This is a genomic window from Rubritalea squalenifaciens DSM 18772 (assembly GCF_900141815.1).
In the GTDB taxonomy this organism is placed as follows: domain Bacteria; phylum Verrucomicrobiota; class Verrucomicrobiia; order Verrucomicrobiales; family Akkermansiaceae; genus Rubritalea; species Rubritalea squalenifaciens.
The window spans coordinates 540,709-566,048 of record NZ_FQYR01000005.1; the positions used below are offsets into that span (position 1 = coordinate 540,709).

General features: G+C 50.9%; 22 protein-coding genes. 8 read left to right on the forward strand and 14 right to left on the reverse strand.

The genetic code is table 11. The annotated features are described in order from the left end of the window. The first annotated feature begins 135 nt into the window (after positions 1-135). Genes glmM through glmS form a run of 3 tightly spaced genes read left to right on the forward strand, consistent with a single transcriptional unit; the run spans position 136 to position 4,198 of the window. Positions 136-1,485: a phosphoglucosamine mutase gene (gene glmM, locus BUB27_RS15595; RefSeq protein WP_143184789.1), complete on the forward strand. Its 1,350-nt coding sequence runs from the start codon at positions 136-138 to the stop codon at positions 1,483-1,485. A gap of 3 nt (positions 1,486-1,488) precedes the next feature. Beyond that, entirely contained in the window at positions 1,489-2,346 is an 858-nt protein-coding gene (locus BUB27_RS15600; protein WP_143184790.1) for a hypothetical protein, read from the forward strand. A gap of 4 nt (positions 2,347-2,350) precedes the next feature. Further along, positions 2,351-4,198, forward strand: coding sequence for a glutamine--fructose-6-phosphate transaminase (isomerizing) (glmS, locus tag BUB27_RS15605; RefSeq protein ID WP_143184791.1), 1,848 nt, complete (start codon positions 2,351-2,353; stop codon positions 4,196-4,198). A 1-nt stretch (position 4,199) separates the two neighbouring features. Here the strand turns inward: glmS and BUB27_RS15610 are convergent, their stop codons facing one another. Further along, positions 4,200-5,249, reverse strand: a complete 1,050-nt coding sequence (locus tag BUB27_RS15610) for a winged helix-turn-helix domain-containing protein (RefSeq protein ID WP_143184792.1) — start codon at positions 5,247-5,249, stop codon at positions 4,200-4,202. 158 nt (positions 5,250-5,407) lie between these two features. Between BUB27_RS15610 and BUB27_RS15615 the strand changes: the two genes are divergently transcribed. Next, a complete protein-coding gene (locus BUB27_RS15615) occupies positions 5,408-6,145 on the forward strand; it encodes a hypothetical protein (RefSeq protein ID WP_143184793.1) in 738 nt (245 codons plus the stop codon). 149 nt (positions 6,146-6,294) lie between these two features. After that, a complete protein-coding gene (locus BUB27_RS15620; RefSeq protein WP_143184794.1) occupies positions 6,295-6,687 on the forward strand; it encodes a DMP19 family protein in 393 nt (130 codons plus the stop codon). A 58-nt stretch (positions 6,688-6,745) separates the two neighbouring features. Here BUB27_RS15620 and BUB27_RS15625 read toward each other — a convergent pair whose 3' ends face one another. From BUB27_RS15625 to BUB27_RS15640, 4 genes are all read right to left on the reverse strand, one after another. After that, positions 6,746-7,294, reverse strand: a complete 549-nt coding sequence (locus tag BUB27_RS15625) for a hypothetical protein (protein ID WP_159435004.1) — start codon at positions 7,292-7,294, stop codon at positions 6,746-6,748. A gap of 24 nt (positions 7,295-7,318) precedes the next feature. After that, positions 7,319-8,050: a TlyA family RNA methyltransferase gene (locus tag BUB27_RS15630; protein ID WP_143184796.1), complete on the reverse strand. Its 732-nt coding sequence runs from the start codon at positions 8,048-8,050 to the stop codon at positions 7,319-7,321. Between the two features lie 74 nt (positions 8,051-8,124). Continuing rightward, the gene (gene fabV / locus BUB27_RS15635; RefSeq protein WP_143184797.1) at positions 8,125-9,321 is read right to left on the reverse strand and encodes an enoyl-ACP reductase FabV; all 1,197 of its coding nucleotides are present in this window, start codon (positions 9,319-9,321) and stop codon (positions 8,125-8,127) included. Positions 9,322-9,410: 89 nt separating this feature from the next. After that, positions 9,411-10,373 carry a hypothetical protein gene (locus BUB27_RS15640; protein ID WP_143184798.1) on the reverse strand — a complete coding sequence of 321 codons (963 nt, stop codon included), beginning with the start codon at positions 10,371-10,373 and terminating at the stop codon, positions 9,411-9,413. Positions 10,374-10,563: 190 nt separating this feature from the next. On the opposite strand from BUB27_RS15640, the gene BUB27_RS15645 reads away from it, so the two are divergent. Together BUB27_RS15645 and BUB27_RS15650 are read left to right on the forward strand one after the other, a co-directional pair. Next, positions 10,564-11,967 carry a DUF5690 family protein gene (locus tag BUB27_RS15645; protein WP_143184799.1) on the forward strand — a complete coding sequence of 468 codons (1,404 nt, stop codon included), beginning with the start codon at positions 10,564-10,566 and terminating at the stop codon, positions 11,965-11,967. Between the two features lie 23 nt (positions 11,968-11,990). Further along, positions 11,991-12,311, forward strand: a complete 321-nt coding sequence (locus BUB27_RS15650; RefSeq protein ID WP_143184800.1) for a DMT family transporter — start codon at positions 11,991-11,993, stop codon at positions 12,309-12,311. Here BUB27_RS15650 and BUB27_RS15655 read toward each other — a convergent pair. The 9 genes from BUB27_RS15655 to BUB27_RS15695 all read right to left on the reverse strand — a co-directional run bounded on the left by BUB27_RS15655 (position 12,308) and on the right by BUB27_RS15695 (position 23,968). After that, entirely contained in the window at positions 12,308-12,988 is a 681-nt protein-coding gene (locus BUB27_RS15655) for an HAD family hydrolase (RefSeq protein ID WP_143184801.1), read from the reverse strand. The genes BUB27_RS15650 and BUB27_RS15655 overlap by 4 nt on opposite strands. Before the next feature lie 92 nt (positions 12,989-13,080). Beyond that, on the reverse strand, positions 13,081-13,788 hold the full coding sequence (locus BUB27_RS15660; protein ID WP_143184802.1) for a type I 3-dehydroquinate dehydratase: 708 nt from the start codon (positions 13,786-13,788) through the stop codon (positions 13,081-13,083). Positions 13,789-13,935: 147 nt separating this feature from the next. Then, positions 13,936-14,616, reverse strand: coding sequence for a PEP-CTERM sorting domain-containing protein (locus BUB27_RS15665; RefSeq protein ID WP_143184803.1), 681 nt, complete (start codon positions 14,614-14,616; stop codon positions 13,936-13,938). A gap of 205 nt (positions 14,617-14,821) precedes the next feature. Then, on the reverse strand, positions 14,822-15,526 hold the full coding sequence (locus BUB27_RS15670) for a PEP-CTERM sorting domain-containing protein (RefSeq protein ID WP_159435005.1): 705 nt from the start codon (positions 15,524-15,526) through the stop codon (positions 14,822-14,824). A 125-nt stretch (positions 15,527-15,651) separates the two neighbouring features. Beyond that, positions 15,652-17,139: a FecR domain-containing protein gene (locus BUB27_RS15675; RefSeq protein WP_143184805.1), complete on the reverse strand. Its 1,488-nt coding sequence runs from the start codon at positions 17,137-17,139 to the stop codon at positions 15,652-15,654. A gap of 46 nt (positions 17,140-17,185) precedes the next feature. Then, complete coding sequence (locus BUB27_RS15680; RefSeq protein WP_143184806.1) at positions 17,186-17,725, reverse strand: sigma-70 family RNA polymerase sigma factor; 540 nt, start codon at positions 17,723-17,725, stop codon at positions 17,186-17,188. Positions 17,726-17,800: 75 nt separating this feature from the next. Then, positions 17,801-19,288 carry a DUF1501 domain-containing protein gene (locus tag BUB27_RS15685; RefSeq protein ID WP_143184807.1) on the reverse strand — a complete coding sequence of 496 codons (1,488 nt, stop codon included), beginning with the start codon at positions 19,286-19,288 and terminating at the stop codon, positions 17,801-17,803. Continuing rightward, positions 19,285-22,485: a DUF1553 domain-containing protein gene (locus BUB27_RS15690; RefSeq protein WP_143184808.1), complete on the reverse strand. Its 3,201-nt coding sequence runs from the start codon at positions 22,483-22,485 to the stop codon at positions 19,285-19,287. The genes BUB27_RS15685 and BUB27_RS15690 overlap by 4 nt, the downstream gene beginning before the upstream one ends. A 190-nt stretch (positions 22,486-22,675) precedes the next feature. Beyond that, on the reverse strand, positions 22,676-23,968 hold the full coding sequence (locus tag BUB27_RS15695; RefSeq protein ID WP_143184809.1) for a carbohydrate porin: 1,293 nt from the start codon (positions 23,966-23,968) through the stop codon (positions 22,676-22,678). Positions 23,969-24,514: 546 nt separating this feature from the next. Between BUB27_RS15695 and BUB27_RS15700 the strand changes: the two genes are divergently transcribed. Then, positions 24,515-25,273: a hypothetical protein gene (locus tag BUB27_RS15700; RefSeq protein WP_200797137.1), complete on the forward strand. Its 759-nt coding sequence runs from the start codon at positions 24,515-24,517 to the stop codon at positions 25,271-25,273. Positions 25,274-25,340 lie beyond the last annotated feature (67 nt).

Genomic DNA, 25,340 nt, shown 5'->3' on the forward strand with positions numbered 1-25,340 from the left:
CTCTGTGTGTTAATTAGTTGTGTCCTACAGGTGGTTCTTGTTAGTTGGTGATTAATATTCGTAAAATAGAGAAAAAATGCGTTACAATACATTGCTCCTTAGTTATGAGGAGCCCAGAATTTGCTCAATTGTAGTATGAAGAAATTATTTGGAACTGATGGAATTAGGGGGGAAGCCAATGAGTGGCCAATCACTCCAGAGGTTGCTCTGAGGGTGGGGCGAGCTGTTGCCAGAGTGCTCTCCAATGGATCTGGAGAAAAGAAGAAGGTCGTGATTGGCAAGGATACGAGACTTTCTGGTTATATGCTGGAGACAGCTTTGACGTCAGGGCTGGTTTCTGAAGGCGCAAGGGTCTTACTTACTGGGCCACTACCAACACCAGCTGTCGCCCATTTGACTCAATCCATGGCGTGTGATGCAGGTATCATGCTGACGGCCTCACACAACCCGTTTCAAGACAATGGAATCAAGATCTTTGGGCCTGATGGTTATAAGCTGAATGACGAACTGGAAGAAGAAATTGAGAAGCTGATTCTTGCAGAGAGGCTGGATGATGCAGGTGCAGACAAGCAACTTGGGAAAGCGTATCGTATTGATGATGCTACAGGTCGCTATATCGAGTTTGCCAAGAATGCGATTGGATCTCGTTCACTGAAGGGACTAAAGATTGTCGTCGATTGTGCCCATGGAGCGTCCTACTTTGTAGGCCCACTGATTTTCGAAGAGCTTGGAGCTGAGGTGATCAAGTGCAACGTTTCTCCAGATGGTAGAAACATCAATGCAGATTGTGGCGCATTGTATCCGGAGAAGACTGCGGCTTTAGTCGTAGAGAATGGCGCCGATCTGGGAGTCTGTTTTGATGGCGATGCTGACCGCGTTATTTTTATCGATGCGAATGGAGAAATCGTGTCGGGAGACCGTGTGCTTTGCCTTTGTGCGATTGCTCTCAAGCAGGCTGGTAAGCTGAAGCAAGACACACTCGTGGCTACGGTGATGAGTAATCTTGGATTGCGTGACGGCCTGGATAAACAGGGTATCAAGCTGGAGACAACCGGTGTAGGTGATCGCTTGGTAATCGAGAGGATGCGAGAGAAGGGCTTCAGTCTAGGCGGGGAGAATTCAGGACACATCATCTTTGCTGACAGTGCAACGACTGGGGATGGCATCATGAGTGCTCTGCATGTGCTGGGTATCATGAAGTCCAGTGGGAAGCCCCTTGCTGAATTGGCTGCCTGTATGGAAGAGTATCCACAAGGGCTACATGGATTGAAGGTGAAAGAGAAACCTCCCATCGAGGAGGTACCTGAGCTGAAGGCTTGTATAGATGATGCCGAGAAATTGTTAGGCGACAAAGGGAGAATCCTGGTACGCTACTCAGGCACGGAGAAAAAAATCCGGGTCTTGGTAGAGGCTCAGGATGCTGGCCTGGCCAAGCAAGTGGCAGAGAAAATCTGCGGCGCCGTGAAACAAACCATAGGAGCATAGAAGATGAATATTTTAGATCCCTACGATCAGGGAAACATGTGGCCACTGACAGTAGGTGGCGTAAAGCCTGACCAATTCATCGCTGGGACGAGTCTTGAAGTCTTACAAAGCACCTTGGCACCGGCAAATGCCAATCTCTATGCCAATGCCTGGGTGAGTGCCGAGGATTGGACAAACCTTAGTCAAGAGGCTGAAGGCACCGTGCTTGTTTCCAGGGGCGGAGATGAGTTGGCTTGGATAGGTACGGAGAAGGCTACGCAGACTTTGGAAAGTTCCGAGAAGTCCTTGCTAATTCGCTACCCTTGGCACCTGATCACTGTGAATGAGCAGGTGGTCGGAGCCTTAGTGGAGGATCATCGAGTTGGTGAGGTGAGCCCAGCTGCTCATATTGAGGGAGTCATCTCTGTCGGAGCCGGTACACGTATTCTTCCGGGTGTATTTATTGAGGGAAATGTCATCATTGGTGAGCACTGTAAGATTGGGCCTAACTGCTATATCCGAGGAAATACGACCATCGGTGATGGAGTCCATGTCGGACAGGCGGTGGAGATCAAGAACTCACTGATTGGTCACGAGACTTCGATTGGTCATCTCAGTTACGTGGGAGATTCTGTGATTGGTCACCAGACAAATTTGGGGGCTGGTACGATAACTTCAAACCTCAGGCATGACGGTGTGAATCACCGCTCCATGGTACAAGGGGATTTGGTGGAGACTGGCCGCCGTAAGTTCGGCACGATCATTGGTGACGGTGTGCACACAGGCATTCACACGGCTATTTATCCCGGCAGAAAGTTAGGTCCCGGTACGAGTACCAGACCAAATGGTACGGTTCAGAAAGATTTGTTAGAAGGAGAGTAAGATAATGTGTGGCATAGTAGGATATTCAGGAAGCAAGGCAGTGGTGCCTTTGTTAATCAATGGTCTCAGGAAACTCGAATACCGTGGATATGATTCTGCAGGAATCGCCATATCACGCGGCGACAAGATCGATATCTTTAAAAGAGAAGGTAAGGTCGATAACTTAGCCGAGTTACTAGGTGGCACAGAGGGAATGAGCCAGTACAAGGATGCGCATACAGGAATTGCTCATACTCGCTGGGCGACTCATGGTCCGCCTTCTACAGTAAACTCCCATCCGCATAGTGTGCCAAATAATCGAATCGCACTGGTGCATAACGGGATCATTGAGAACTACGCCAGTCTGAAGTTGCGTCTGCAAGGAGAAGGGAGAGAATTTCTCTCTGAGACTGATACAGAGGTGCTTTGTCATTTGATCGATTCTCATTATTCGCCAGAGACTGGATTACAAGAAGCCGTGATCAAAGCCCTCAAGGAGGTGCACGGTACCTTTGGTATTTGCTGCCAGTCTGTGGATGAGCCAGGAGTGCTGATCGTAGCGAGACGAGGTTCGCCGATCGTAATTGGCCTGGGTGAGGATGAGACGATTGTGGCATCTGATGCCTCTGCGATCATTAACCATACCCGACAGGCTATCTATCTGGACGACAATGACATCGCTCGCGTGGAGGGAGGCAAGGTGGAGATTAGTACGCTGGACCGCCGACAAGTGCAGCGGGAAAGAGCGGAGATCGACTGGTCTGAGGGAGCTGCGGAGAAGAGCGGCTATGAGCACTATATGCTGAAGGAAATCTTCGAGCAGCCAGAGGCTATCCGTAACGCGATTCGGGGCAGGCTTGATCACGACCGAGGGACAGCCATCCTTTCTGGTCTCAATCTAACAGCTCGTGAGCTGGTGGATCTTCACCGATTGCTTATCGTGGGCTGCGGCACATCCATGAATGCAGGCCTAGTGGGTGAGTACGCCGTTGAGGATTTCGCAGGCATGCTAGCCGAGGTGGAGCAGGCTGCGGAGTTTCGCTACAGGAATCCTATCGTCAATAGCCGCGATATAGTTCTCGCTATCAGTCAATCTGGAGAGACTGCCGATACCTTGGCTGCAGTGCGTGAGGCTAAGGACAAAGGAGCCTTGGTGGCTGGTTTGGTCAATGTCGTAGGTTCCACGATTGCTCGCGAGACGGGCCGGGGTATCTATCTGCACGCAGGTCCTGAGATTAGTGTGGCTTCGACGAAGGCATTTACTTGTCAGGTCTCGGTATTGCTGATGGTGGCTCTTAAATTGGCACGTTCGCGCCGTTTCTCTCGCGAGGAGGGGATGAAGATGGCTCGTGAGATCGAGCAGGTTCCTGAGCTTGTGGAGCAAGTCCTGGGGCAGAACGACGCTATTGCCAAAGTGGCGGAGTCCTTCGTGAACTACAGAAGTATGTTCTACATTGGCCGAGGCTACATGTATCCAGTGGCTTTGGAAGGGGCTCTCAAGATCAAAGAGATTTCGTACATTCATGCTGAGGGTTACAATGCGGCTGAGCTGAAGCATGGTCCAATTGCTCTGTTAGATGAAGAGATGCCAGTAGTGGCCTTGCTCAATGATGGTCCAGGGAAGGACAAGACCATGGGCAATGTGGCTGAGTCCAAAGCGAGATCAGCTCCAGTCTTAGGTGTGATCACTACAGGAGACGAAGAGGCACGTGCAGCCTGTGACTGGGTGATTGAGATACCAGCCAGTCCTCAGTATACGGCTACGATTACCGCCACAGTAGCTCTCCAGCTATTCTCCTATCATGTGGCTAGACTGAAGGGCTGTGAAATTGATCAGCCTCGTAATCTGGCCAAGAGCGTGACGGTGGAGTAGTTTAGTCGTGCTGGCTCAGTGCCAGTTTGTAACTCACCGGGCGGGAGAATGATGGCCATTCTCCTGCTTGGATATCGTTGAGCCATTCACGGGCAGCGTCTCTGAAATCTTCCATGTTCAGGATGATCGCGGCTGGTGAGTGGGGGAATTCTGTGAATACAGGATCATCGATAAGAGTGAATACAGGTATGCCACTTCTTCTCACAAAGGGGTGGCTGATGACTCTGGCCCAGAACTGGGCTTGAATCGTGAAGATGATCGAGGGTTTGTGGTTGATGAGATGATACTGGAGTTGTTCATCCAGATCTTTACTCGACAGCTCCGGGAAATGTACTTTGGGATTAAACTTTTTTCCCTCCTCAGCAAAGATGACCTTTAGTCTTTTCGAGAGTTTCTCCCTAAGAGGCTTGCGGAAAGTCCAGTTCAGTAGGCAGGGAGTTTCGATACCTTTGCGCAAAGCGCCCCGGAACACCGATTCGATGACATCTGACTGAGCATAGTAAATGTGAGAAACAAGAGGATCCTCAGTGGCGAGTAATCCAAAGTCGAGTATAGGAAGAGACGCTGAGAGGTGCTGCCGAATAAATGCGATCTGCACATAGTGGGTGATAATGCCTGTAAAATCGACATCTTCGGGGATCGCATCAATGAGTCTACGCTTGGTCCAGTCACTGCCGGGAGATACTTGGATGTGGGTGATCAATACATTCTGGGACCGCAAGTAGTTTTCCACCATGCGCATGACCGCCTTGTCGAGGTTGTTGTGAATTTCTATGGGAGGAGTGAAGATGATGATGTGGGACTGTCGCTTGTGCGCGACCTTGGAAATGATTTTTCGGCGCTTTCCTCTCTCGGCTTTGGTGAGCCAACCTTCTGCCTCAAGATTTTTAAGTGCGTCTTCTACTGGTCGACGACTGACCCCCAGCTCTTCAGCCAGGGTATGGATACCGGGGAGACCATCAGGCCATTTTCCCTGCTTTATCAGCTTTTTCAGGCTCTTGGTGACTTGATCCCCAAGAGTCGCTTTATGAAAATCCAATTTTTTCATCATCTATGAACATCATGTTCATACTGGTTTTCTAGCATGAGTAGAAGAGTAAAAACTCGCTCAGGCTTATTGGAAGGAGATTTGTAGATTGAGAGGTCATTAGTGGTTGAACATAAAGGATATGTTGTGTAGTGTATTAGTTGAATTCCCCTATGGAGCTAATGAAAAAGCTGACCAGTCTAATCGCATCCTTAGTTTGTGCCTCCTCGGCTCAAGCAGCCCTTATTCTAGATTTTGACTTCTCTGGTGTGGCTGGTGATTCTCTGTTTGATCCAGATACCTTTGAACTCACCGATGTAGATACGAAGGATGCGAATCTGGATCTTCTTGTCGGCTTGAATGCCTTTGAACCCTCCGTTCTTAATTCGACTACCGCCGGAGGTGCAGCCAGCAACGACTGGAACCTAGTGAACTGGGGTGGCTCTGTGTCAGCCACTGTGGGAGATGCGGTGGCGGGTAATCGATTCATTTCTTTCACGATCCAGGCGGCATCGGGTTATATGCTCAATCTTGATGGAGCCACGATCTCGTATACCGCCTACAGGAATGGTAGTGGCGCTCCAGAGAAATTTGCGACCTTAGCCGTTGTTGGTGGAGGAGGCTTCAGTGCCGCCGATCAATTGGATGCCGGCATTGACACCCCTTTCGGAACCCCTGGTTCAGGAAGTACCGGAAGTGGCAATACGGAAACCTGGAGTGATACCTTCACAGGTGCTGAGTGGGATGGAGTGACGGAGAGTATCGAAGTGCGCCTATACGGTTGGGACGGTACTGGAAACATGCATTTTAGTGATGTGAAAATAGATGGTGCGGAAGTCGTTTTGGTACCTGAAACTTCTATTAGCATGATGATCGGCCTTGCTGGTTTGGGGCTTATCATCCGGCGCCGCAGAGTCTAAGGCGTCACTTGGCCACGACTATCATTTTGATATTGAAGGTGCCTGAGCATTACGCGCTCAGCTTCGCATTTTCCTTCTGATAAGAGGGTGCAAATATTTTGACTCAAACAGGGTTGCAGTTTGGAAATTCTTCGCTAAGTACGGGGAAAATGATCGAGAAAGTAGAATTCAGTGAAGAGGTAGAGCAGCTGCTCGAAGAGTTGGAGGAAGCCAGCGAAGAAAGAACGCTCAACAGGGAAGAACGCGCTATCGTGGATGCCGTTGACGCTGTGCGTGCCATCGAAGAAGGGGAAGGTTTACACGAGTTTTGGCAAAGCGGCCTGGACTACTCGCGCATCCTGCGATCATTCGACATGATTGGATGTGAGCGCATGGTTGACCTGATCAATGCCAGCCAGTGGTGCCAGACACGCAAGGAAGATCGTGACCAGTACACGGAACAAGAAAGCAACTATCTTGACGAGATCGAAGAGGATCTCTGGGATGCTCTCGCTGAGGTGCCTGACCTAGTGGAGGAGTTCATCGAAGATGAACTTTCCTAGCATCATTCCTTAGAAAATTTGAAAAACGCATGATGAATCATCATGCGTTTTTTTTTGTTTAATAGATGATCTGGTTGTCAACTGAGGGGCCGTCTTCAACTGAGTGGTAGACAAGAGTCTTTTTGACCGGATCAAAGACGTAGACGACTGAGTAGGCTTCTCCGCCATCTCCCACGGTGACCAGCAGGCAGCCAAGACCGTCTCTCTGGATGAAGTGCGTATTGCCAGCTCCGTTAGGCTTCCACTGAGAGCAGATGAATTGGTATTTCGATTTAGGAACAGCTATCGATGCCCCATCAACAGAGAGTGTGAGCTTATCAAGAACATAGGCTGGTGGTGGCGTACCCATATCGCCGACCCATTCCTTGATGTTGGCATCCTTTGTCGCATCATACTTTCTCCAGCTGAGAGAAGCTGTCGCCTTGTGATCGTAGATCTGGTAAGTCACGGTGCCTGCAAGCCCCTTGTTCACCCTGTTGACCTCTTTGGCATCGCGCCAAGTCGGCTTGGGAAATTCCTGCAGGGTCTCGCCAAAGTAGTCTACTTTGGTGGAGGTGCATGAGATGGCGAAAGATGAGATCGCGAGCGGAAGTAGGAGGAGTTTCATTTGCATGTCACCATGCAGACTATGTTAGAACGAAAGCAAGGCAAGGTATTCCTTGTTTCCATCCGTGCCGGTGATGGGTGAGTCAGTATGGTCCAGCCACTGGTAGCCAAGCTCCTCGGTGACGAAGCGGTGGATCTTGTCGACGGCTTTCTGGTGTAGCTCAGGCTCGCGGACGATGCCGCCTTTACCGATCTCGTCGCGCTCCAGCTCGAACTGAGGTTTGACGAGGCAGATGATTTTTGCCTCAGGCTTGAGGATGGAGAAGAGAGGGGGGAGGATTTTGGTGAGGGAAATGAAGGAGACGTCGGTCACGGCGAGGTCAACCTTTTCGCCGATGTCCTCGGGCACCATGTGGCGGGCATTGAACTTTTCCTTCACGATCACCCTAGGATCGTTTCTGAGCTTCCAGACGAGCTGGTTGGTGCCGACATCGATGGCATGTACCTTGACGGCTCCACGCTGGAGCAGGCAGTCGGTAAAGCCGCCAGTTGAGGCGCCGCAGTCCATGCAGACGTAGCCGGTGGGGTCGATCTGGAAGTGGTCGAGAGCCCCCTCTAGTTTTAGACCTCCACGGGAAACGTATTTAGGCTTCTCCTTGATGGTGATCTCCGCATCGACGGGAAGCTTGGTTGAAGGCTTGGAGACGACGGTAGTTCCCACGAGAACTTCTCCGGCGAGGATGAGGCGTTTGGCCTGCTCGCGTGAGTCGCAGAGGTTTCTGGATACGAGGAGTGAGTCTGCGCGTTCGTTTTTCAAGGTGGGGAAGTGTTCGCCGTTAAGAAAAAACGCCCTGTCCCGGGTGAGACAGGGCGTTGCAAAATCAATTTTGATTACTCGGCAATAGATGGAACGCCAGTAGCTGGGTCGGTATCAGCTTCGTAGTTGACACCCTCTAGACCGAAGCCGAAGAGCTTGAGGAACTCGTCCTGATAACCCTGGAAGTCAGCGATTTCGGAGAAGTTCTCGTTGGAAACAGTCTTCCACTTTTCAGCGACAGCGGACTGGATATCGTCGCGCATTTCCCAGTCGTCGATGCGGATGCGGCCAGCTTCGTCGAGCTTGGCGTCACCGGAGTACAGGCGGTCTGCGAAGAGACGCTCGATCTGCTCGATGCAGCCTTCGTGGAGACCTTTCTCCTTCATCTCTTTGTAGAGGATGGAGATGTATAGTGGGACTACCGGGATGGCAGAGGATGCCTGGGTGACGAGAGCCTTGTTCACGGAGACGTAGGCTTCACCGTTGAGGCTGGAGAGCTTCTCGTTGAGCTGGGCGCAGGACTTCTCAAGATCCTTCTTTGCCTGACCGATGGTGCCATCGGTGTAGATTGGCCAAGTGAGCTCAGGGCCGATGTAGGAGTAAGCCACAGTCTTCACGCCGTCGGCAAGGACGCCGGCGTCGGAGAGTGCGTTCATCCAGAGTTCCCAGTCTTCACCGCCCATTACCTTGATAGTATGCTCGATTTCCTCAGGAGTAGCGGCACCGATTGTGACTTCTTCGACCTCGCCTTTGTCGGTGTTGAGAGTCTTGTTGGTGTAGTCACCACCAGTGGTTTTGAGAACGGATTTGTAGACTTCACCTGTATCAGGGTCAGTACGGCGTGGGGAAGCGAGTGAGTAAACCACGAGGTCGATCTTGCCTCCCATTTCGTTTTTGATGATGTCGACGGCCTGAGCCTTCATCTCGTGGGAGAAGGCGTCGCCATTGAGAGACTTGGCAAAAAGGCCTTCAGCTGTGGCAGCTTTTTCGAAGGCGGCGGAGTTGTACCAGCCAGCGGAGCCAGTGCGCTTTTCAGAACCTGGCTTCTCGAAGAAGAGACCGAGAGTGTTTGCGCCGGAAGCAAATGCTGGGACAATACGGGAAGCGAGACCGTAACCTGTGGATGCACCGATAACGAGGACGTTCTTAGGTCCGTTCTCAAGCTTAGGCTTGGACTTCACGTAGTCGATTTGCTCCTGAACGTGGGCAGCGCAGCCGTCAGGGTGGGCAGTGGTACAGATGAATCCGCGGATTTTAGGAGAGACGATCATGATATAATGTTTGTTTCGTTGGAAAGTTCGTTAGCGCGCTGCGCCGTCTGGTGCAAGTGCTTTGATGTGGGCAGGGTAGGGGCTATGGGCTACTTTTGAAAGCGGATTTTCAGCCCACGTTGCTGCCAGTACTTTTCCAGCTTTTGAGGGAGCTCCTTTCTGATCTCTTGGGGAAAGAGTACGGTATTAGCCTCTTGGATTGATTTCCTATCTTTGAGCGTGGAAATGTAGGTTTTACAGTTCTCCCTTCCTTGAGGGTCAAGGTGATAGATATAGTGAGTGATGATGAGGGCTGCAAGATAGTGAGGATAGAAACTTTCGTCCTCGTTAAGTTTTTGGAGCTCCTCACCCCACTGGCGGTTGTTCATGGCGATGAGATCTTCGAATTTGGGGAGCTCAACCACTGCTCTGATATCGATGAATTTTTTGGCGTGGGCGGGAATGCGGCGAACCATGTCATCAAAGCGGTAGGAGCCTTTGGGGATGAATGCGGCGGACATGTATTCTGCTGTGCCCTCAGAGAGCCATGAGGGTAAATAGCCCAAGACTCCATGAGTGCTCATGTGTGTCAACTCATGTACCAGCAGTCTGTAGTTGGGGAGTCGGCCTATGGGAACTTTGATGAAGTGTTCAGAGCGGAGATAAACGCTCTTTTTTCTACCAGAGTAATAGCCTGAACTGGAGCGTTTGCCTCCTGCTCTGATGAAGCTCTCCGTGTCGCTGAAGAGATAGATGGGCACTTTGCCTCCCTTTTTATCTTCAGGTGGTGAATAGAGCGGGAGCGGAATCCTGGATAGGGCTGCAGGAACGGATTCCGCCGTGACAGCAAATGATCTGATCTTATCGATGGCGATTTTCTCGTTAGAGATGAATTGGAAGGTCTTGGTGGTGTAGTGATAGGGGGGAGAGTCCAAATCAGGCATATTGACTGGCGGGCTGGATTTGTTGATGAGTAGTTTGGGCCAGTCTAATTCCTCGTCCCCATGCAGTGATCCACTGACTATGAGCAGCAAGAGGTACCAGAGAGAGTATGATGGATGAGCTTTCATCATGGAGTTACTAGGGGAATCAGCAATATTGGTTCTCGTCTATTTTCGATGCAGTCTAGCTGGCGAAAGTGCCAAGGATAGTATGTAAAATGATAGTTTTTAAGACCGCCAACGTTATTCATTGTGACAGTAGTGTTGCCTCAGGCGATCGAACTTGTCTAAGTATTAAAGCACGGGATAAAGCGCTTCCAATATGTCTACTCAAGATCCACCACGACAAGGTCGCCTCAAAAGCTATCTGACTACGACTAGTCAGACCGCTTTTACAGCCTATGCGGCGATGGCTGCCTTTTTAACTTATTTTGCGATGTATGCCTTTCGCAAGCCCTATGCCGCGGCGGCATTTGAGGGACAGACTTGGTTTGGTGGTGAGGTCGGGCTCAAGGCGGCACTGGCTGCATCACAGTTGCTAGGTTATGCGGCGTCCAAAATTATCGGGATCAAAGTGTGTTCTGAGCTGGATCACAGGAAGCGAGGGATCTTTCTGTTTGGTGTGATTGCAGTCGCTGAGCTCAGCCTGCTTATCTATGGTATCTTGCCGAATGATTGGAAGGTACTCCCCATAGCAGTGAATGGTCTGGCGCTCGGCGTGGTTTGGGGAGTGGTAGTGACTTATCTGGAAGGGCGCAGAACCTCCGAGGTGCTTCTCGCGGGTTTGTCCTGCTCGTTCATCATGGCGAGTGGTATTGTGAAGGATTTTGGTAAGGCGGTCATCGCGGGTAGTGATGCCGCTTGGTGGCATGGAGTGCCTCTTTTGAGCCCAAAGCTAGTCCAGCTGACAGGGCCTGTTAGTGAAGGGTGGATGCCTTTTGTGGTAGGGCTTCATTACCTTCCTATTTTTGCGATTGCCGTGTTTTTACTGAAGCAAATCCCTGATCCTGATGAAAAGGATGTTGCTGAACGCTCTGAAAGAAAGGTGATGATGGGAAATGAGCGTATGGTATTCTTGAAGCAGTTTGCTCTGGGGCTATTCCTGCTGTGCGCTGCGTATTTGCTCCTTACAGCGTATCGCGATTTCCGTGATACCTACCAAGTGGATATCTTCCGTTTGATGGGGTATGAGGACTCCAAGGAAAATCAGAGTCTGTTGGGAACCTCGGAAACCATCGTCGCTTTTGCGGTGACCTTGGGGCTAGGTTTACTTTACTGGCTCAGAAAAGTGATGCATCGAGGAGGCCTCTTGCTGGTATGGCTTTTCATGCTAGTAGGTTTGGCTGTATTGGGCGGAGGAACTTGGCTCTATCAGGCCGGGCTGATTACAGGCTTTAGCTGGATGGTGATGACGGGAGTAGGAGTTTATATGACTTATGTGCCATTTGGCTCTGTCCTTTTTGATCAGATCATTGCCTCGACGCGTTTCCAAGGGACGGCCGTTTTTGCGATCTATGTTTGCGATGGAGTGGGCTACGTCGGGGCAGTTAGTTTGTATTTCCTGCGTGGAAGCTTGTTCGGTGACATGGACAAGTTGGTGTTCTTCAGGGAATTTACCTGGCTCATGACCATGATAGGGGTCGTCTGTTTGGTAAGCAGCTACTGGTATTTTGGAAGAAAAGCCAAAATTGCCAAGGAGTGTGAGGCTCATTTAGAGAGAGCATAAAATCATTTGAAGGAAATAACTGTATGGCGTGGCTTTATCTTTTACTGGCAATCTGTTCCGAAGTAGTGGCAACCACAGCTTTGAAAGCATGCGATGGTTTCAGTAAGTTATGGCCATCGCTCATTGTAGTGATTGGTTACGTTGCCGCTTTCTACTTTTTGTCGCTGGCCGTTCGAGTGATACCCTTGGCCTATGCCTATGCCATATGGTGTGGATTGGGTATTATCCTGATTGCCTGTACTGGCTGGATATTTTACCAGGAAGCCATCAGCTGGAGTTCCGCGCTAGGCATGCTCCTCATCCTAGGGGGAGTGGTTTTGCTGAAGGTGGGGAATGCTGCTTAGCAGCTTAGTCTGGTGGGGTTTATAAGCGCAAGAGTGGTCGAGTAGACGTCATCAGTAATCATGGCGACTTGCTTGGAGTGCTCATTGGGGCCGCCTAGACCGGGTTTCATAACCACTTTGATACCAGCGGCATGGGCGGAGGCTACACCATGATTGGAATCTTCAAGCGCAATGCAGTGCTCCGGTGTCGTGCCGAGGCGCTCAACAGCCAGTAGGTAGATCTCCGGAGCAGGCTTGCTTTGGGTGACCTCATCACCAGCGGCTATGTGGCTGAAGTAGTGCGTTATTTCGGCGATGCCTAGAAACTGATCGATCTCTGCCCGGTCGCTTGAGGAAGCCACGGCCATGGGGATTTCAAGCTCGGCTAATTTCTCAAGCAGATCTTTGATTCCAGGCATGAGAGGTATGCCTGCTGTAGTGATGAAGGTATTGAGATGCTTCGGCCACGAGGCCATGAAGGCATCAAGAGCTAGCTTAGAACCGAATTTCTTGGCGCAGTATTTATAAATATAGTCATTGGTCGTGCCAGCAAGGTGAGCATAGTACTCACTCACGCTGAGATCCAAGTTTTGCTCTGCCAGAGCCAGACGGAAAGCTCGGCAGTAGATCTGTTCCGTATCGAAGATAGTTCCATCCATATCAAAGATAACATGGAGGTTGTTTTGCGGGTTCTTCATACGGGATCTGGTAATTCTGCAGGAATGGGGAGAGTAGGGGATTCGGCTGCGTTCGGCTATGTGCAAACTACATTTTACGCTGTGCTATTTCGTCAGAATGGTTTGGTGGAGCGAATCGCTTGGCTCATCAGGGAGGCTGGCCATTGGCCTGGGGCGGTGGATTTATTGCCAAGGTATCCGTAGTTGAGTACCGAACCCAGTTGGGCAAAGAGAAGGCGGGAAGTGGGGCCTAGTGCACCCATGCCCATCATGGAAATGGCAATAGGATGGCCCTCTTGGAGAAGTTTGGCGCAGGAGAACATATCCTCCAGTGAATTGAGCTGCACAGCGATTTTAGCGATGTCCGCACCTTGGTCGATGGACTCTCTGATCTTATTTCTCAGAACGTCTTGGGTGGGGGTCTTTTTGAAATCGTGAAAGGAAGCGATGACTAGGGCATTGTTATTACGCGCCTGAGTGACCGCGGATTCCATCGCCTGGAAATTTGCCAGTTCAATATCCACGAAGGTGGCAAGCGGGGATAGGGCCGCAAGTAGCTGAGTGCGCTGCTCAGGCGTGAGGCTGGGTGTGCCGCCTTCGGACTCACAGCGAGCAGTGATGAGAGTCTGCAGTTGGGTGGTTTTCAGTTTGATGAGGGTGTCCTTGACCTTGGGGAGGCTTGATACCAAGGAGTCCAGACGGAACTCGAGAATCTCACACTCATCCGCGTTGAAGGGGTAATCAAGCAGGGAGGCGTCGCCAATGGAGCCGACAGTCTTGGGACGGTCAGGCATGCTGGGATGTGAGGTCTGAACGGACATGAGCTGTTGTTATCAATAATCTCCTGCTTCTTACCAGTGGGAAATGTGGAAGATGCCGCTTTGAAGCAAAAACACGCCACCAGCCAAGGACTGGTGACGTGTGTCACACTTATTCTCAATAGTTGAGATGAAAAACAAGAAGGGTGCTTATCGTCTGCGGCGCAGGATGAAGCCAAGGCCAGCAAGGCCGATGAGGGCTGTGCTGGATGGCTCTGGTACGGCAGCCGTGGAGTAGGTGACTACAACGTCGTCCAGGAGATATCTATTGCCTCCTGCTGTTGATCTAAATACGAGATCACCCGCAGTGATGTCTGAGGTGGCGATGAAGTCCACTGAATAACGTTCCGGGCCAGCATCAGTAACCATGTCGCCGCCGATGGTGCCGTCATTGATTCCAGTGCCACTAGTCTCGCCAATTCCTCCAAAATCGATGCGGAAGGTATCGCCGCCGCCATTTACTCTCCACAAGTCGAATTCCACCGTAATTATGTCACCAGTCTTGATGTCAAAACCGCTCAGGGTTTGAGAGATGGAGCTGTTCTGGAAGAAAGCTGCATTGCTACCTTCCAGAGGAAGAATTGTCTCAGCATCATTGTTCGCAGTATTTGCTCCTGTATTGGAAGGATTGGTGACATAGGCTAGGTGGTCCGCAGTGTTTGACTCGGTCCAGCCCGTGATCGTGCCGTCACCTCCGTCTGCTGTTCGTGTAGTAAGGCCGTCGGCGAGGACTTGGTCTTCGAAGCCGGAGTTGACTACATTAATGATCGTGGCGGCGTTTGCCAGGCCTGCGCTTGTGAGGAGCGTGGCTGTTATTAGTGTTTTTTTCATTATTTTGTGTATATTGCAGTGGCTATTCAGAGCATGAATCAGCTCACTACCTCAGAGCGAGAGATGCGTGAGTGTGACAGGAATTATGAAATTTTTTTTGCATGTCTGAATGAGGCTGCTCTCTTGGATAACAAAACACGCCACCAGCCAGGGGCTGGTGACGTGCGTCACACATATTCTCAATAGTTGAGATGAAGAAAAAAGCTTATCGTCTGCGACGCAGGATAAATCCTAGGCCAGCAAGGCCGACAAGTGCGGTGCTGCTTGGTTCTGGGATAGCTGCTGTGCCTTCGAGAGTGATGCCGTCATAAATGGCATAGGCGCCACCGCCTCCCATGTTGTTTTCAAAAACTGTGATGGTGTATGTGCCTGCGTCGATTACGGTGTTGCCGAGATCAAAGTCAGAAGTGATATAGTCGATTCCAGTATAGTCCAGTTGAAGCTTGGTTTCAGTCAAATCGGACCCAAGAGAACCTCCAGAGAGTGTGAACGTGAGGTCAGAAGCAAATGCCTGATTCTGTGAACCAGTATTATTTGTATGACCTGAGATTACCTGAAGGTTGGTGAGGCTAAATGCTGAATCCAGAGTAAATGTGAAGCTGTACCCGCGGGCATCTGCTCTGTCATCGATATTAAGGTTATGGTTCACATAGAGGTTGTTGCCGTCGGAGTACGCTGATCCTTGGTTAATGAAACCACCAGCTGGGCTTACTACGCTGATATTAGAGATGTTACTAACCGCTGTATTTACGTTAGTCCAAGATACTGTCACGGAGCTGGAGCCGCTAGAGTTCTGAACATATCCTGTAGTTGCGGAGTCATTTCCATCAAAGTTCGATGTGAACAGAGTGGCACCGTGTACCATGCCGCCAAGGACCAGCGTAGAGCTGAGTAGGAGTGTTTTTGTCATAGGGTTCATTGTATTGTTCGTGTATGAACCAGCAGTTTGAGTCATGTGGACTGCTTGAGTTCACTGCCTAAGAGCCAAAGAGCAGTGAGTGTGACAAAAAACTTCCAATAATTGATCAGTTTTTATTATTTAAAGACAGGGATGAGTCTTGCCGCCGAGATGTTTGAGCGAATGGTATTGCTCTGTAAGGGCTGGCCGGGAACGGTGATGGTAACAACGTCTTCGGTGAGGGTGTCAGAGAAGGATTGATGAACCCGGAAACCTACAGAATTTCCTTGGTCGGGATAATCTGCGGAGAGTATTTTCTCATTCATCGGGTCGAGTGTTTCAACCAGATTGGTCGTTGTGGATCCTGAGTAGAGGGAAACAGGGCGTAAGGTGGCATTTTTTACTCCTGTATTTCTCAGGATCTCCACTTTATAGCCTATGGCATTGGTCTCGGCTAACCACTTGGAAATATTTCTGATCTGAAGAACGATTCCAGTATGGCCATTTTCTGGTAACTGCAAATCTGTGGCTTTCTCGATCGTATTGTCAGACCAGGGCCAGCCCAGCAGGTGGGTGTGGTAGATTTTAGAGAGGTTAGATTGGTTGCCTCCTGTTGAGGTGAGGGAAGATCCAGCCCAGCGAATCTCAAGATTTGTTCCTCCAGGATATGCTGTACCAACGTGATCAATCAATGGTGTCCACTGTGTATCTAGCGGTAGAGAAGAAGTGATGGCGCTTATGTCTTCAGGCTTATTGACAAAACTGAAGCCGACCGGACGTCTGAGGCCGGTGATATAGAGAGAGGCGTCTGCTTCTGTGCGGTCCGGTGGCCACGATTCAGAGACTGCAATCAGAGCCACTCCCGCTTCGGCTTCTGCCTGATTATTTGCGGTACTCTTATCGGTCACTTGCACTTTGCCATCAAATACGTCGACACGCGTTACTTTGGTATTGGAATGGTCTATGCCGAAGGTGGTGCCGATGTCCCTGACGATGCCTTGGGTGGTTTTAATATCGATGGATGGGCCGTCCAGGACAGCCCAGGCTTTTCCTGAATTCAGTTGGATGGTTTTCAGGTCTTCAATGGTGAATTTGGCAGGACCTTGGATCGTGATTTTGTTACCGTCTGCGGAGTGTAATTCGACCAAGCCGGTTTTGACCTCATACTGTTCCTTGGTTTTGAGCCAGGAGTCGGTGGTGAAATGCTCTTTGTTCTCTGCACCTAGAATAGCGACAACCTGATAGGCGTCTTTGGGCGCGAAGCTCTGATAGATGAGAGTACCTGCGAGTGAGAAGAGTAGCACCGCTGCGGCGGCAAGAAGGTAGCTTTTACGGCGAGGCTTACGAGTGCCTGTGCTCGCTGTGGCAGGAGTGACCGTCTGGCTCGAGGTCGACTTCTTGGCAGCTTCCTTCAATGAAATGATGTTGGAGGAAGTTTGGCCGTAGTGATCCATCAGGCTGGAGTGCAGCATCCGCATTTTGACGAAGTAGCGGCGAGCCTCAGGATCACTGGGGATGATATGATTCAAATGCGCAATGTCGTCCAAGCTCGCCTCTTTATCGAGTACGCGCTGCACGAGCTCTATGAGCTCAGGCGATGGTTCATATGGAGTGGTTTGCGACATTACTTTTCTACTTAGAGAGATTCGGAGGGGTTTGTGACAGGGAAAATTAGAGTTTTTCGATGCATTCTTTCAGCGCGTGGCGTACCCTAGACATCGTCTTGCGTACAGCCATGTGGCTCTTCTTGTGGATTTTGGCAAAATCTTTGAGACTCATGCCGTCGTGGTAGTTGGCTTTCAGCATTTCGGCGTGTTCTTCGGGTAGCTTGCCAATGCAGTGGTTGAGCTTGCGCAACTGGCGCTCGGTCTCCTCGTATTGCTCACACACCTCCTCCGTGATTAAGTCGATGGCTTGCTCGGACAAATTGATCATGGGCCGGCGTTTTTGGTCCCGGAAGTACTGGAGACAGCGGTAGCGGACCACCTTGGAGGCCCAAGCCCGGAAATTGGTGCCTAGTTCAAACTGGGAGGCGTTGTTGATCAGGTAAATGTTGGCCTCCTGGAGGACATCATTAGCATCAGATGGGCTTACCCCGATGGTACGGATGAGCAGCCTCAGGAATTCTTGTTCCTGGGCGAGCAATTGGTCAAAGGTTTCAGGTACAGGGTTAGTACTTGAATCCTCAGGTGTTGGCTGGGGTTGATTCATCCGGATGCGGAATCCAACTTGGATCTACTAAGCTTTAGCTTATGGATGCCCCGCTTGGCAAGTGATAGGAACGATTTATGCCAGGATTGGCTTCACCACATGGCCGTGGACATCGGTCAGACGGAACCTGCGCCCCTGATACTTGTATGTTAGATGTTCGTGGTTAATCCCCATCAGGTGAAGTATGGTGGCCTGCAGGTCATGGACGTGGACCGCATCCGGGTGGTAGTGGTGTTTGGTCGGGTTAATCGGATTCCCAGCAGCATCGACGATGTTATAACCATAGTCATCGGTTCGTCCGAAGGTGATACCAGGTTTGATACCTCCGCCAGCCAGCCACATGGTGAAACAGCGCGGGTGGTGGTCGCGACCGTAGTCGTTTTTGGTAAGCTTACCCTGGGAGTATGCTGTCCGTCCAAATTCACCACCCCAGATAACCAGAGTCTCATCGAGCATGCCTCGTTGTTTGAGGTCCTTGATCAGTGCTGCTGAGGCTTGGTCAGTTTCTTTACACTGGTTGCGTATTGCCGCGGGAAGGTTGCCGTGTTGGTCCCAGCCCTGGTGATAGAGTTGAATAAAGCGTACTCCTCTCTCGGCCAGGCGTCGCGCTTGCAGGCAGTTTGCGGCATAGGTGCCCGGCTTTTTGGAATCTTCACCGTAGAGTTCGAATATAGATTCAGGCTCATCGGAGAGGTCGGTCACCTCGGGCACGCTGGTTTGCATGCGGTAGGCCATTTCATACTGAGCAATGCGGGACTCTATCTCAGGATCCAGCTCCTTCTCAAATTGCAGTTTGTTAAGGGCATTGAGTTTGTCGAGCATACCTCGCCGGCTCACAGGGGAGACTCCCTCGGGATTGGTCAGGTAGAGGACGGGCTCCTTACCGGCTCGGAAGCGCACACCTTGATAGCGGGAGTCGAGGAATCCTGAACCCCAGAGGCGTGAATAGAGTGGCTGGCCTCCCTGACCTGCGGAGACGAGGACGATAAAGGAGGGCAGGTTTTCATTGAGTGAACCAAGGCCGTAGGAAATCCAGGAGCCTAGGGATGGACGGCCTGAAATCTGAGAACCAGTCTGCAAAAAGGTGATGGCAGGATCGTGATTGATCGCCTCCGTGTACATCGAGCGAATGATGCAGAGATCATCTGCTACACTTGCCGTGTGTGGTAGTAGGGAGGAAAAGGCATTCCCACTTTGCCCGTATTGCTTGAAGTCGAAATGAGAGCCAGCGAGCGGAATGGACGACTGGTTGGCTGACATGCCTGTGAGCCGCTGACCGGAGCGAACACTGTCCGGAAGCTGTTCGCCGTTTTTCTCTCGAAGCAGCGGTTTGTCATCAAAGAGGTCAATGTGAGACGGCCCGCCGGACTGGCAGAGATAGATGATGCGCTTGGCCTTGGGAGCGTAATGGGCGATTGAAGACAAGTCGACTGGGAGTTCATCTTTACCGAAGGAGGGAAGGAGGGATGAGAGTGCCATGCCGCCGATACCTGCGGCCGCTTTCTTGAAGAAGTGACGCCGTGTCAGTCCCATGAGATCATCCATATTGGTGTGTTCGTTCATCGTTTCCAGATTGTTGCGTCGAGGTTGAAAATGGTTTGCACCACGATCGTGGCGGCTGCGAGATTGGCTGCTGGGTGGCTTGTGCTGGCTTTGCTTTCTCCTGTGCTGATCAGTTTTTCGGCTGCGGTAGTTTCGCTTGTGAAATGCTCTAACTGTTCAGTATAGAGATCCTTAAGAATTTTGGTTTCTTTAGTGCTGGGATGGCGCCCAGTCAGGCTGATAAAAGCACTCTCGATATTGAGGCCGGAACTTGTGAGGTGTTTCTCCGCGAGAGCACGGCAAGCCTCCACAAACTGGGTGTCATTGAGAAGAACCAGAGCTTGCAAAGGCGTATTGGTACGGGCCCTCTTTACCGTACAGACTTCTCTACTCGTGGCATCAAAGGCCAGCATGTTCGGGAAGGGAGCAGTGCGTTTCCATACTGAGTAGATACTGCGCCGATAAAGAGCTTCACCCTTGCCTTGGCGGAAAGCCGGGCTCATGCCATTGGATTCACGCCACAGGTCGCCTCCTGGTTGGTAGGGGGAGACAGGAGGTCCTCCTTGCTTGTCTATCAGTAATCCTGAGGCCGAGAGTGCGGTGTCCCGGATGAGCTCCGCATCCAGTCGATACGCAGGTCCTCTGGCTAACAGAATATTTTCCGGATCTTGCTCGAGGAGTTCTTTGCTGGCCCGGCTCGATTGCCGGTAGGTGGAGGAGAGGACGATTTGCTTACATAGGCGTTTGATATCCCAGTTGTGGTTGACGAAGTCTCGAGCCAGCCAGTCTAGCAGTTCCGGATGTGAAGGCAGGTCGCCTTGGACCCCGAAGTTCTCAGTGCTTTTGACAATGCCTCGGCCAAAGAACTGCTGCCAGATGCGATTGACGAAGACCCGTGAGGTAAGTGGGTGGTCTGGGGTGGTCATCCACATCGCCAAGCCTAGGCGGTTCACCGGATAATCTGAGGAGATGGGGGGAAGGAAATGAGGAGTGGCGCGTGGTACCGGTGTTGTCTTTGGCGCATCATACTCACCGCGTTCCAGCAGGTAAGCGGTGGTGGGAATCTTGGTGTCCTTCATGATGGCCACTTCCGTGCAGACATCTTGATTTTTTACTAAGGAGTGTCGAGCTTGTTGAAGGGCCTGTGTATGTTGACGCGTGGCAGAATTGAGAGCGGAAAAGTAGTATGGGGCGAGGAGATCTTTATCACCACGATGGATAGCTTCCTGAAGTGCTGAACCGCTGTATAGCTGCTGTACTTCCACTGGGCTGAGATCTCTGGAATAGATGCGAAACTCATCGACAAGACCTCCAGCGAAGCCTCTGTCCCGGAAACGTTGGCCCAGAGTATAATCGCCAGATCCGTAGGTGTTTTGGCCAATGTTTTTGATCATCGGGCCGTCAGCCAGAACCTCAGTTGCCACTTCTGCTCCATCCAGGAAAATGCGAATTCCCGCGGCGCTGCTGGATCCGTCATAGGTCCAGGTGACTTGATGCCATTGAGATTTTTCTATGGGTTCCTTAGTGCGCACTCCGATTGCGTTTCCAGGCCATACCCGATACCAACGGGCTTCAAGAAAGCCGTTCTGCAGCATGAGGTCGTAGCCATTGTAACCCACATCCGTACCGTACGTGCGCTGCATGACGACCACGGGGAGTTCGTCCCTTTTGGTGTCCATGAGCCAAAGGGAGTGGGTGATGGCTTGCCAGCGATCAGCTCGATGGAATTTGGGGATCGTGATTCCTGTATCGCCATTGAGTTCAATGGCTCCCCCTATTTTCCCGGATACCGCTTTGAGGCCGTTCTGCTTGGCATCTTTATCGGCTCCAGGTGTCATGTTTCTTAGCGTGCCGGAATTGTCCGAATCCAAGGGGAAATAGCCCACTAAGTCCGGAATCTCCGGCGTCTTGTCAGGGCTGCTTAGCCAGCCTTCGAAGGCACTTTGTTGAGATTCTTCGATTGCCTTTGTCTGCTTTTCTAAGGTTATGAGCTCTTTCCGGGCAGCTTGAAGTTGCGCTTCTTGCTGCTTAGTAGGAAGCAGCATGGATGGAGAAGGGATCTTTGAGGCATGGTCGTAAAGGCCGTTTTCTCCGATGGAATTGAAGTAGGCTGTTAGGGAAAAATAATCCCGCTGGGTAATGGGGTCGTACTTATGATCATGACAGCGCGCACATTCCATGGTGAGTCCTAGCATGGCAGTGCCCATGGTGTGGACACGGTCAGCAGCATGTTCCGCAAGAAATTCTTCCCGGATAGATCCTCCTTCATTGGTCATGCGGTGCAACCTGTTGTAGGCCGTAGCTAGCTTCTGGTCTCTTGTGGGATTCTCCAGGAGATCACCTGCGAGGTTGTAGGTGATAAACTTGTCGTAGGGTAGGTTGTCATTAAAAGCTCTGATGACCCAGTCACGATAAGGCCAGGTGACGCTGAGTTGGTCGGATTGGTAGCCATAGGAATCCGCGTAGCGGGCTGCGTCTAGCCAGGGAGTGGCCATGTGTTCTCCGTAGGCTGGCGAACTGAGTAGACGGTCGACCTCGGCTTCATAGGCTCCGGGTTGATCTGCTACCTTCAGGAAGCTTTCGATTTCTTGTTCCGTGGGAGGCAGCCCGGTGAGATCTAGGCTTGCCCTTCTGAGCCACTGCCAATGTGGGCTGTCAGGAGAGGGGGGGAGTTGATGCTCCGAGAGTGTCTCAAGGATGAAGTGGTCTATGTCTTGGCGCGCCCATGAACTCTCGGATTTAGGGACGGGGATTTCTTTGGCGAGTGGAGTGAATGCCCAGTGTGGTTCGTAGTTGGCGCCTTGTTCGATCCATTGACTGAGGATGGAAATCTCCTCCTCAGTGAGGGCGAGTTTGGATTCGGGGGGAGGCATGACTTCCTCAGGGTCGGAGGAATTGATGCGGTGAAGAATCATGCTATTCTTCGGGTCTCCCGGTATGATCCCAAAACCTTTGGATTCTTTTAGCGCGGCATAGGCGTGCGCGGGAGTATCCAGTCGGAGGCCGGCTTTGTTGTTCTTTTCGTCTGGTCCATGGCAGAAAAAGCACTTATCCGAGAGGATGGGGCGAACATGGAAATTATAGGATATCAGCTCACTGCTCTGGCTTGGGTTTACCGAGCAGGCTGCTTCAAGCGGAGCGGATTTTGACGCAGGCTCGCTATCGCATCCGCTGAGCAAGGGGATGATGAGTAGGCTGTAGAGTGAACGTGAGAGCATTCTTGATAAAAACGTGGCAAAACTGAATGTTTTTCATCAAATTGGATATTCATGACTCGAATGTGTATTATGCTAGGGATTTTGCGTCTTTCCCGGGTGAAAGCAGAAAGCCGGCACTCTATGACTCACGATGAGAAAAGGCAGCCTGTTGCCAGGCTGCCTTTGGTATATTAACTACTACGACTGAAAATTAAAAGATGACGCGGCTTCGGAGGCCAAGAAACACGGCGGTGTCATTGTCAGCAAAGACTGGGTTGACGACCTGAACGTCAGCTCCCAGTCGGAACCAAGGCGTGATGGCTGCGTCATAGAAGAGTTCGGCACCGTATTCGTCATCGACATCGACCACCGCATCTAGGCTTTTCTTAAGATCGTCGCTGACGCCGTTCCAGAAGAGACCGAAGCCGAAGTTGTCATTTGGGCGGGCCGGGGAAACCCCATTGGCTGCAATTCCCAACACTGCGCTATACTCAAATGGGTTCGGGTTACCGTCCGAAAAGGCAAACATACCGAACACTCCCCAGCCTTTCTTGGTATCACTGGCGTCTTGGCAAATGAACTGCTCAAAGGTGTAGCTTATCTGCCAGGAGTCATCCTTGAAAGATGGGGTGATGCCGGGATTTGAGGGGGGACGCAGGTAATCACTGGCATCCAGTGAGAAGGCATCAATCGTAGAATAGGTTCCACTGATCGTGTGTGTGCCATCTTTACCGCCGATTTTCGTATAGAAGGTGTAGTCGGCCAGGAAAGTCATCTCGTCACTAGAGAGCCCGTCGAAGCCGCTGCTGGTCTCAGGTGAGTCTGAATCGATAATACCAATGTTGAACTTAGGTTTCCCGCCATCGAGGACGGAGACGATAGCTCCCAGAGTCGAGATCGGGACGGTACGGCCTGCGATAGGTGGAGCCACAAAACTGGTATTCATGAAGCCTTCGTAGCCGAAGCCGCCGAGGAAGGTTTTGTCCGCCAGATCGATGGTGTTGAATTTTCCTAAAGAGAGAAGGACGCTCTCACTAAAGGCCTGAGTGATGACCACATTGGTAAACGCAAAGGCATCGCTATTGTCACTGGGGGAGAGCATGCCAGCATTCACTGGGGTGAGGGCCCCTGCTTGACGCGTGCTGTCTCCATAGCGGTATTCGCCGTGAATACTGATAAAGAGTCCCTGCCAGAGGCCTGCTTTGTGGCCGTCCACATTCAGGTGCAAATCCACTTTGCCGCCAAAGGCCACATCGTCACCATCTTTGCCACCTATAAAATCTGCCGACCCGTCTACGACTCCGTAGTAGAAATTCGTGGCTGTGAGATCCAGTTTGATCCCATGTTTAGCGAGGCAGGGTCGGAGTCCAAACATATCTCCAGCGAGATGACCTTCCCAGAGATCTTGAGTGGCGTCTGGTGTTGGTGTTTCCTGGCTTCCCGCGTACAAGAATAGGGGGAGACCTAGGCTGATGATTCCTGAGGTAACTATAGTTTTAGTCATGACTTGTTAGGTTAGGGGTGGTTTGGTGAAGTCTAGATTAAATGTTAGCAAAACAATAAATTAGCCTGATAGTTAGACTTGTTTGAGTGATTTTGCAAGATCTAAAATACAGTGACTTATGTGGAGTTGTTTGTTCACGAAATTGTCACGTGGTTTGTTAGTTCTAGCGGGGGAGTACAGAGTTGTTGGAGAGTGAGGTTTTATGGGGTTTGGGAAGGGTTTAGTTAAGTTGTGTTGATCGTGTATATTGTGTAATTGTAACAAATAGAGCGATATAAGTTGAACGATTTTGAGTGTTGTGTTAGTTCTACCGTGTGTGTGATATCCCGAATAGGGGTATCTAGATGGTGATGAAATTACTCTAACATGATAGCTGTTCTGATCACTTGTAGTGTGTGAGTCGATCTCTGGTCAGCCTTCTTAAGGGGGTAATGATGTCACCGAATTTACCGAAACCATCAAAGTGAACGTATGAGATATAGTAAATTTTATGGAGTTCAATTAGGAGCTCTAGCATCTTGTGTTGCCCTGCAGAGTGCAGGGCTTGTGTCAGCGGAGGAAGCGGCTCCTTCAGCTGGCGGGACGTCAGCCGATGAATTGGCCAAGCAATTGTCGAACCCAGTGTCATCATTGATCAGTTTGCCTTTCCAGAATAACTTCGACTTTGGTGCTGGTGATGATGGCTGGCAGTACAAACTCAATGTCCAGCCAGTCATTCCTTTCTCTCTCAATGATGACTGGAATCTGGTAGCGCGGGCCATCGTGCCTTTTGTTCACCAGGAAGACGTGATTCCAGATACGGAACAAACTGGTATCAGCGATACGGTGGCCAGTTTCTTTTTATCCCCGGCAGAGCCTACAGACTCAGGTCTCATCTGGGGTGTCGGTCCAGTATTTCTCCTGCCGACGGCCACAGATGACCTGTTAGGCACGGAGAAATGGGGAGCAGGACCAACAGCCGTTGTCCTGAAACAGGATGGAAAATACACCTATGGTGCCCTAGCAAATCATATCTGGTCATTTGCTGGTGATGATGATCGCTCGGAAGTCAGCGCTACCTTTCTACAGCCCTTTTTTGTGACCGCTCTGGGAGAGGGCGCCAATGTCGCTCTGAATAGCGAACTCACCTACGACTGGAATTCCGAGCGGTGGACCATTCCTGTCAACCTTCAGTACAACAAGGTCTTCCAGGTCGGTGACCAGATGATGCAATGGCAAGTGGGCGGGCGCTATTACCTGGAAACTCCCGAAGGCGGCCCCGAGTGGGGCATTCGGGTCGGTCTAACACTTTTATTTCCCAAGTAACAAGTCGACAATGATGTTGGCGATTAAAATTTAAAAAACAAGAAAACCCCAACGATGAAAACCCCAA

What these genes read in the sequence shown, in the direction of transcription:
- glmM (WP_143184789.1), top strand. Translation starts at nt 136, where the DNA reads ATGAAGAAATTATTTGGAACTGATGGAATTAGGGGGGAAGCCAATGAG.
- BUB27_RS15600 (WP_143184790.1), top strand. Translation starts at nt 1,489, where the DNA reads ATGAATATTTTAGATCCCTACGATCAGGGAAACATGTGGCCACTGACA.
- glmS (WP_143184791.1), top strand. Translation starts at nt 2,351, where the DNA reads ATGTGTGGCATAGTAGGATATTCAGGAAGCAAGGCAGTGGTGCCTTTG.
- BUB27_RS15610 (WP_143184792.1), bottom strand. Translation starts at nt 5,249, where the DNA reads ATGATGAAAAAATTGGATTTTCATAAAGCGACTCTTGGGGATCAAGTC.
- BUB27_RS15615 (WP_143184793.1), top strand. Translation starts at nt 5,408, where the DNA reads ATGAAAAAGCTGACCAGTCTAATCGCATCCTTAGTTTGTGCCTCCTCG.
- BUB27_RS15620 (WP_143184794.1), top strand. Translation starts at nt 6,295, where the DNA reads ATGATCGAGAAAGTAGAATTCAGTGAAGAGGTAGAGCAGCTGCTCGAA.
- BUB27_RS15625 (WP_159435004.1), bottom strand. Translation starts at nt 7,294, where the DNA reads ATGAAACTCCTCCTACTTCCGCTCGCGATCTCATCTTTCGCCATCTCA.
- fabV (WP_143184797.1), bottom strand. Translation starts at nt 9,321, where the DNA reads ATGATCGTCTCTCCTAAAATCCGCGGATTCATCTGTACCACTGCCCAC.
- BUB27_RS15640 (WP_143184798.1), bottom strand. Translation starts at nt 10,373, where the DNA reads ATGATGAAAGCTCATCCATCATACTCTCTCTGGTACCTCTTGCTGCTC.
- BUB27_RS15645 (WP_143184799.1), top strand. Translation starts at nt 10,564, where the DNA reads ATGTCTACTCAAGATCCACCACGACAAGGTCGCCTCAAAAGCTATCTG.
- BUB27_RS15650 (WP_143184800.1), top strand. Translation starts at nt 11,991, where the DNA reads ATGGCGTGGCTTTATCTTTTACTGGCAATCTGTTCCGAAGTAGTGGCA.
- BUB27_RS15655 (WP_143184801.1), bottom strand. Translation starts at nt 12,988, where the DNA reads ATGAAGAACCCGCAAAACAACCTCCATGTTATCTTTGATATGGATGGA.
- BUB27_RS15660 (WP_143184802.1), bottom strand. Translation starts at nt 13,788, where the DNA reads ATGTCCGTTCAGACCTCACATCCCAGCATGCCTGACCGTCCCAAGACT.
- BUB27_RS15665 (WP_143184803.1), bottom strand. Translation starts at nt 14,616, where the DNA reads ATGAAAAAAACACTAATAACAGCCACGCTCCTCACAAGCGCAGGCCTG.
- BUB27_RS15670 (WP_159435005.1), bottom strand. Translation starts at nt 15,526, where the DNA reads ATGACAAAAACACTCCTACTCAGCTCTACGCTGGTCCTTGGCGGCATG.
- BUB27_RS15675 (WP_143184805.1), bottom strand. Translation starts at nt 17,139, where the DNA reads ATGTCGCAAACCACTCCATATGAACCATCGCCTGAGCTCATAGAGCTC.
- BUB27_RS15680 (WP_143184806.1), bottom strand. Translation starts at nt 17,725, where the DNA reads ATGAATCAACCCCAGCCAACACCTGAGGATTCAAGTACTAACCCTGTA.
- BUB27_RS15685 (WP_143184807.1), bottom strand. Translation starts at nt 19,288, where the DNA reads ATGAACGAACACACCAATATGGATGATCTCATGGGACTGACACGGCGT.
- BUB27_RS15690 (WP_143184808.1), bottom strand. Translation starts at nt 22,485, where the DNA reads ATGCTCTCACGTTCACTCTACAGCCTACTCATCATCCCCTTGCTCAGC.
- BUB27_RS15695 (WP_143184809.1), bottom strand. Translation starts at nt 23,968, where the DNA reads ATGACTAAAACTATAGTTACCTCAGGAATCATCAGCCTAGGTCTCCCC.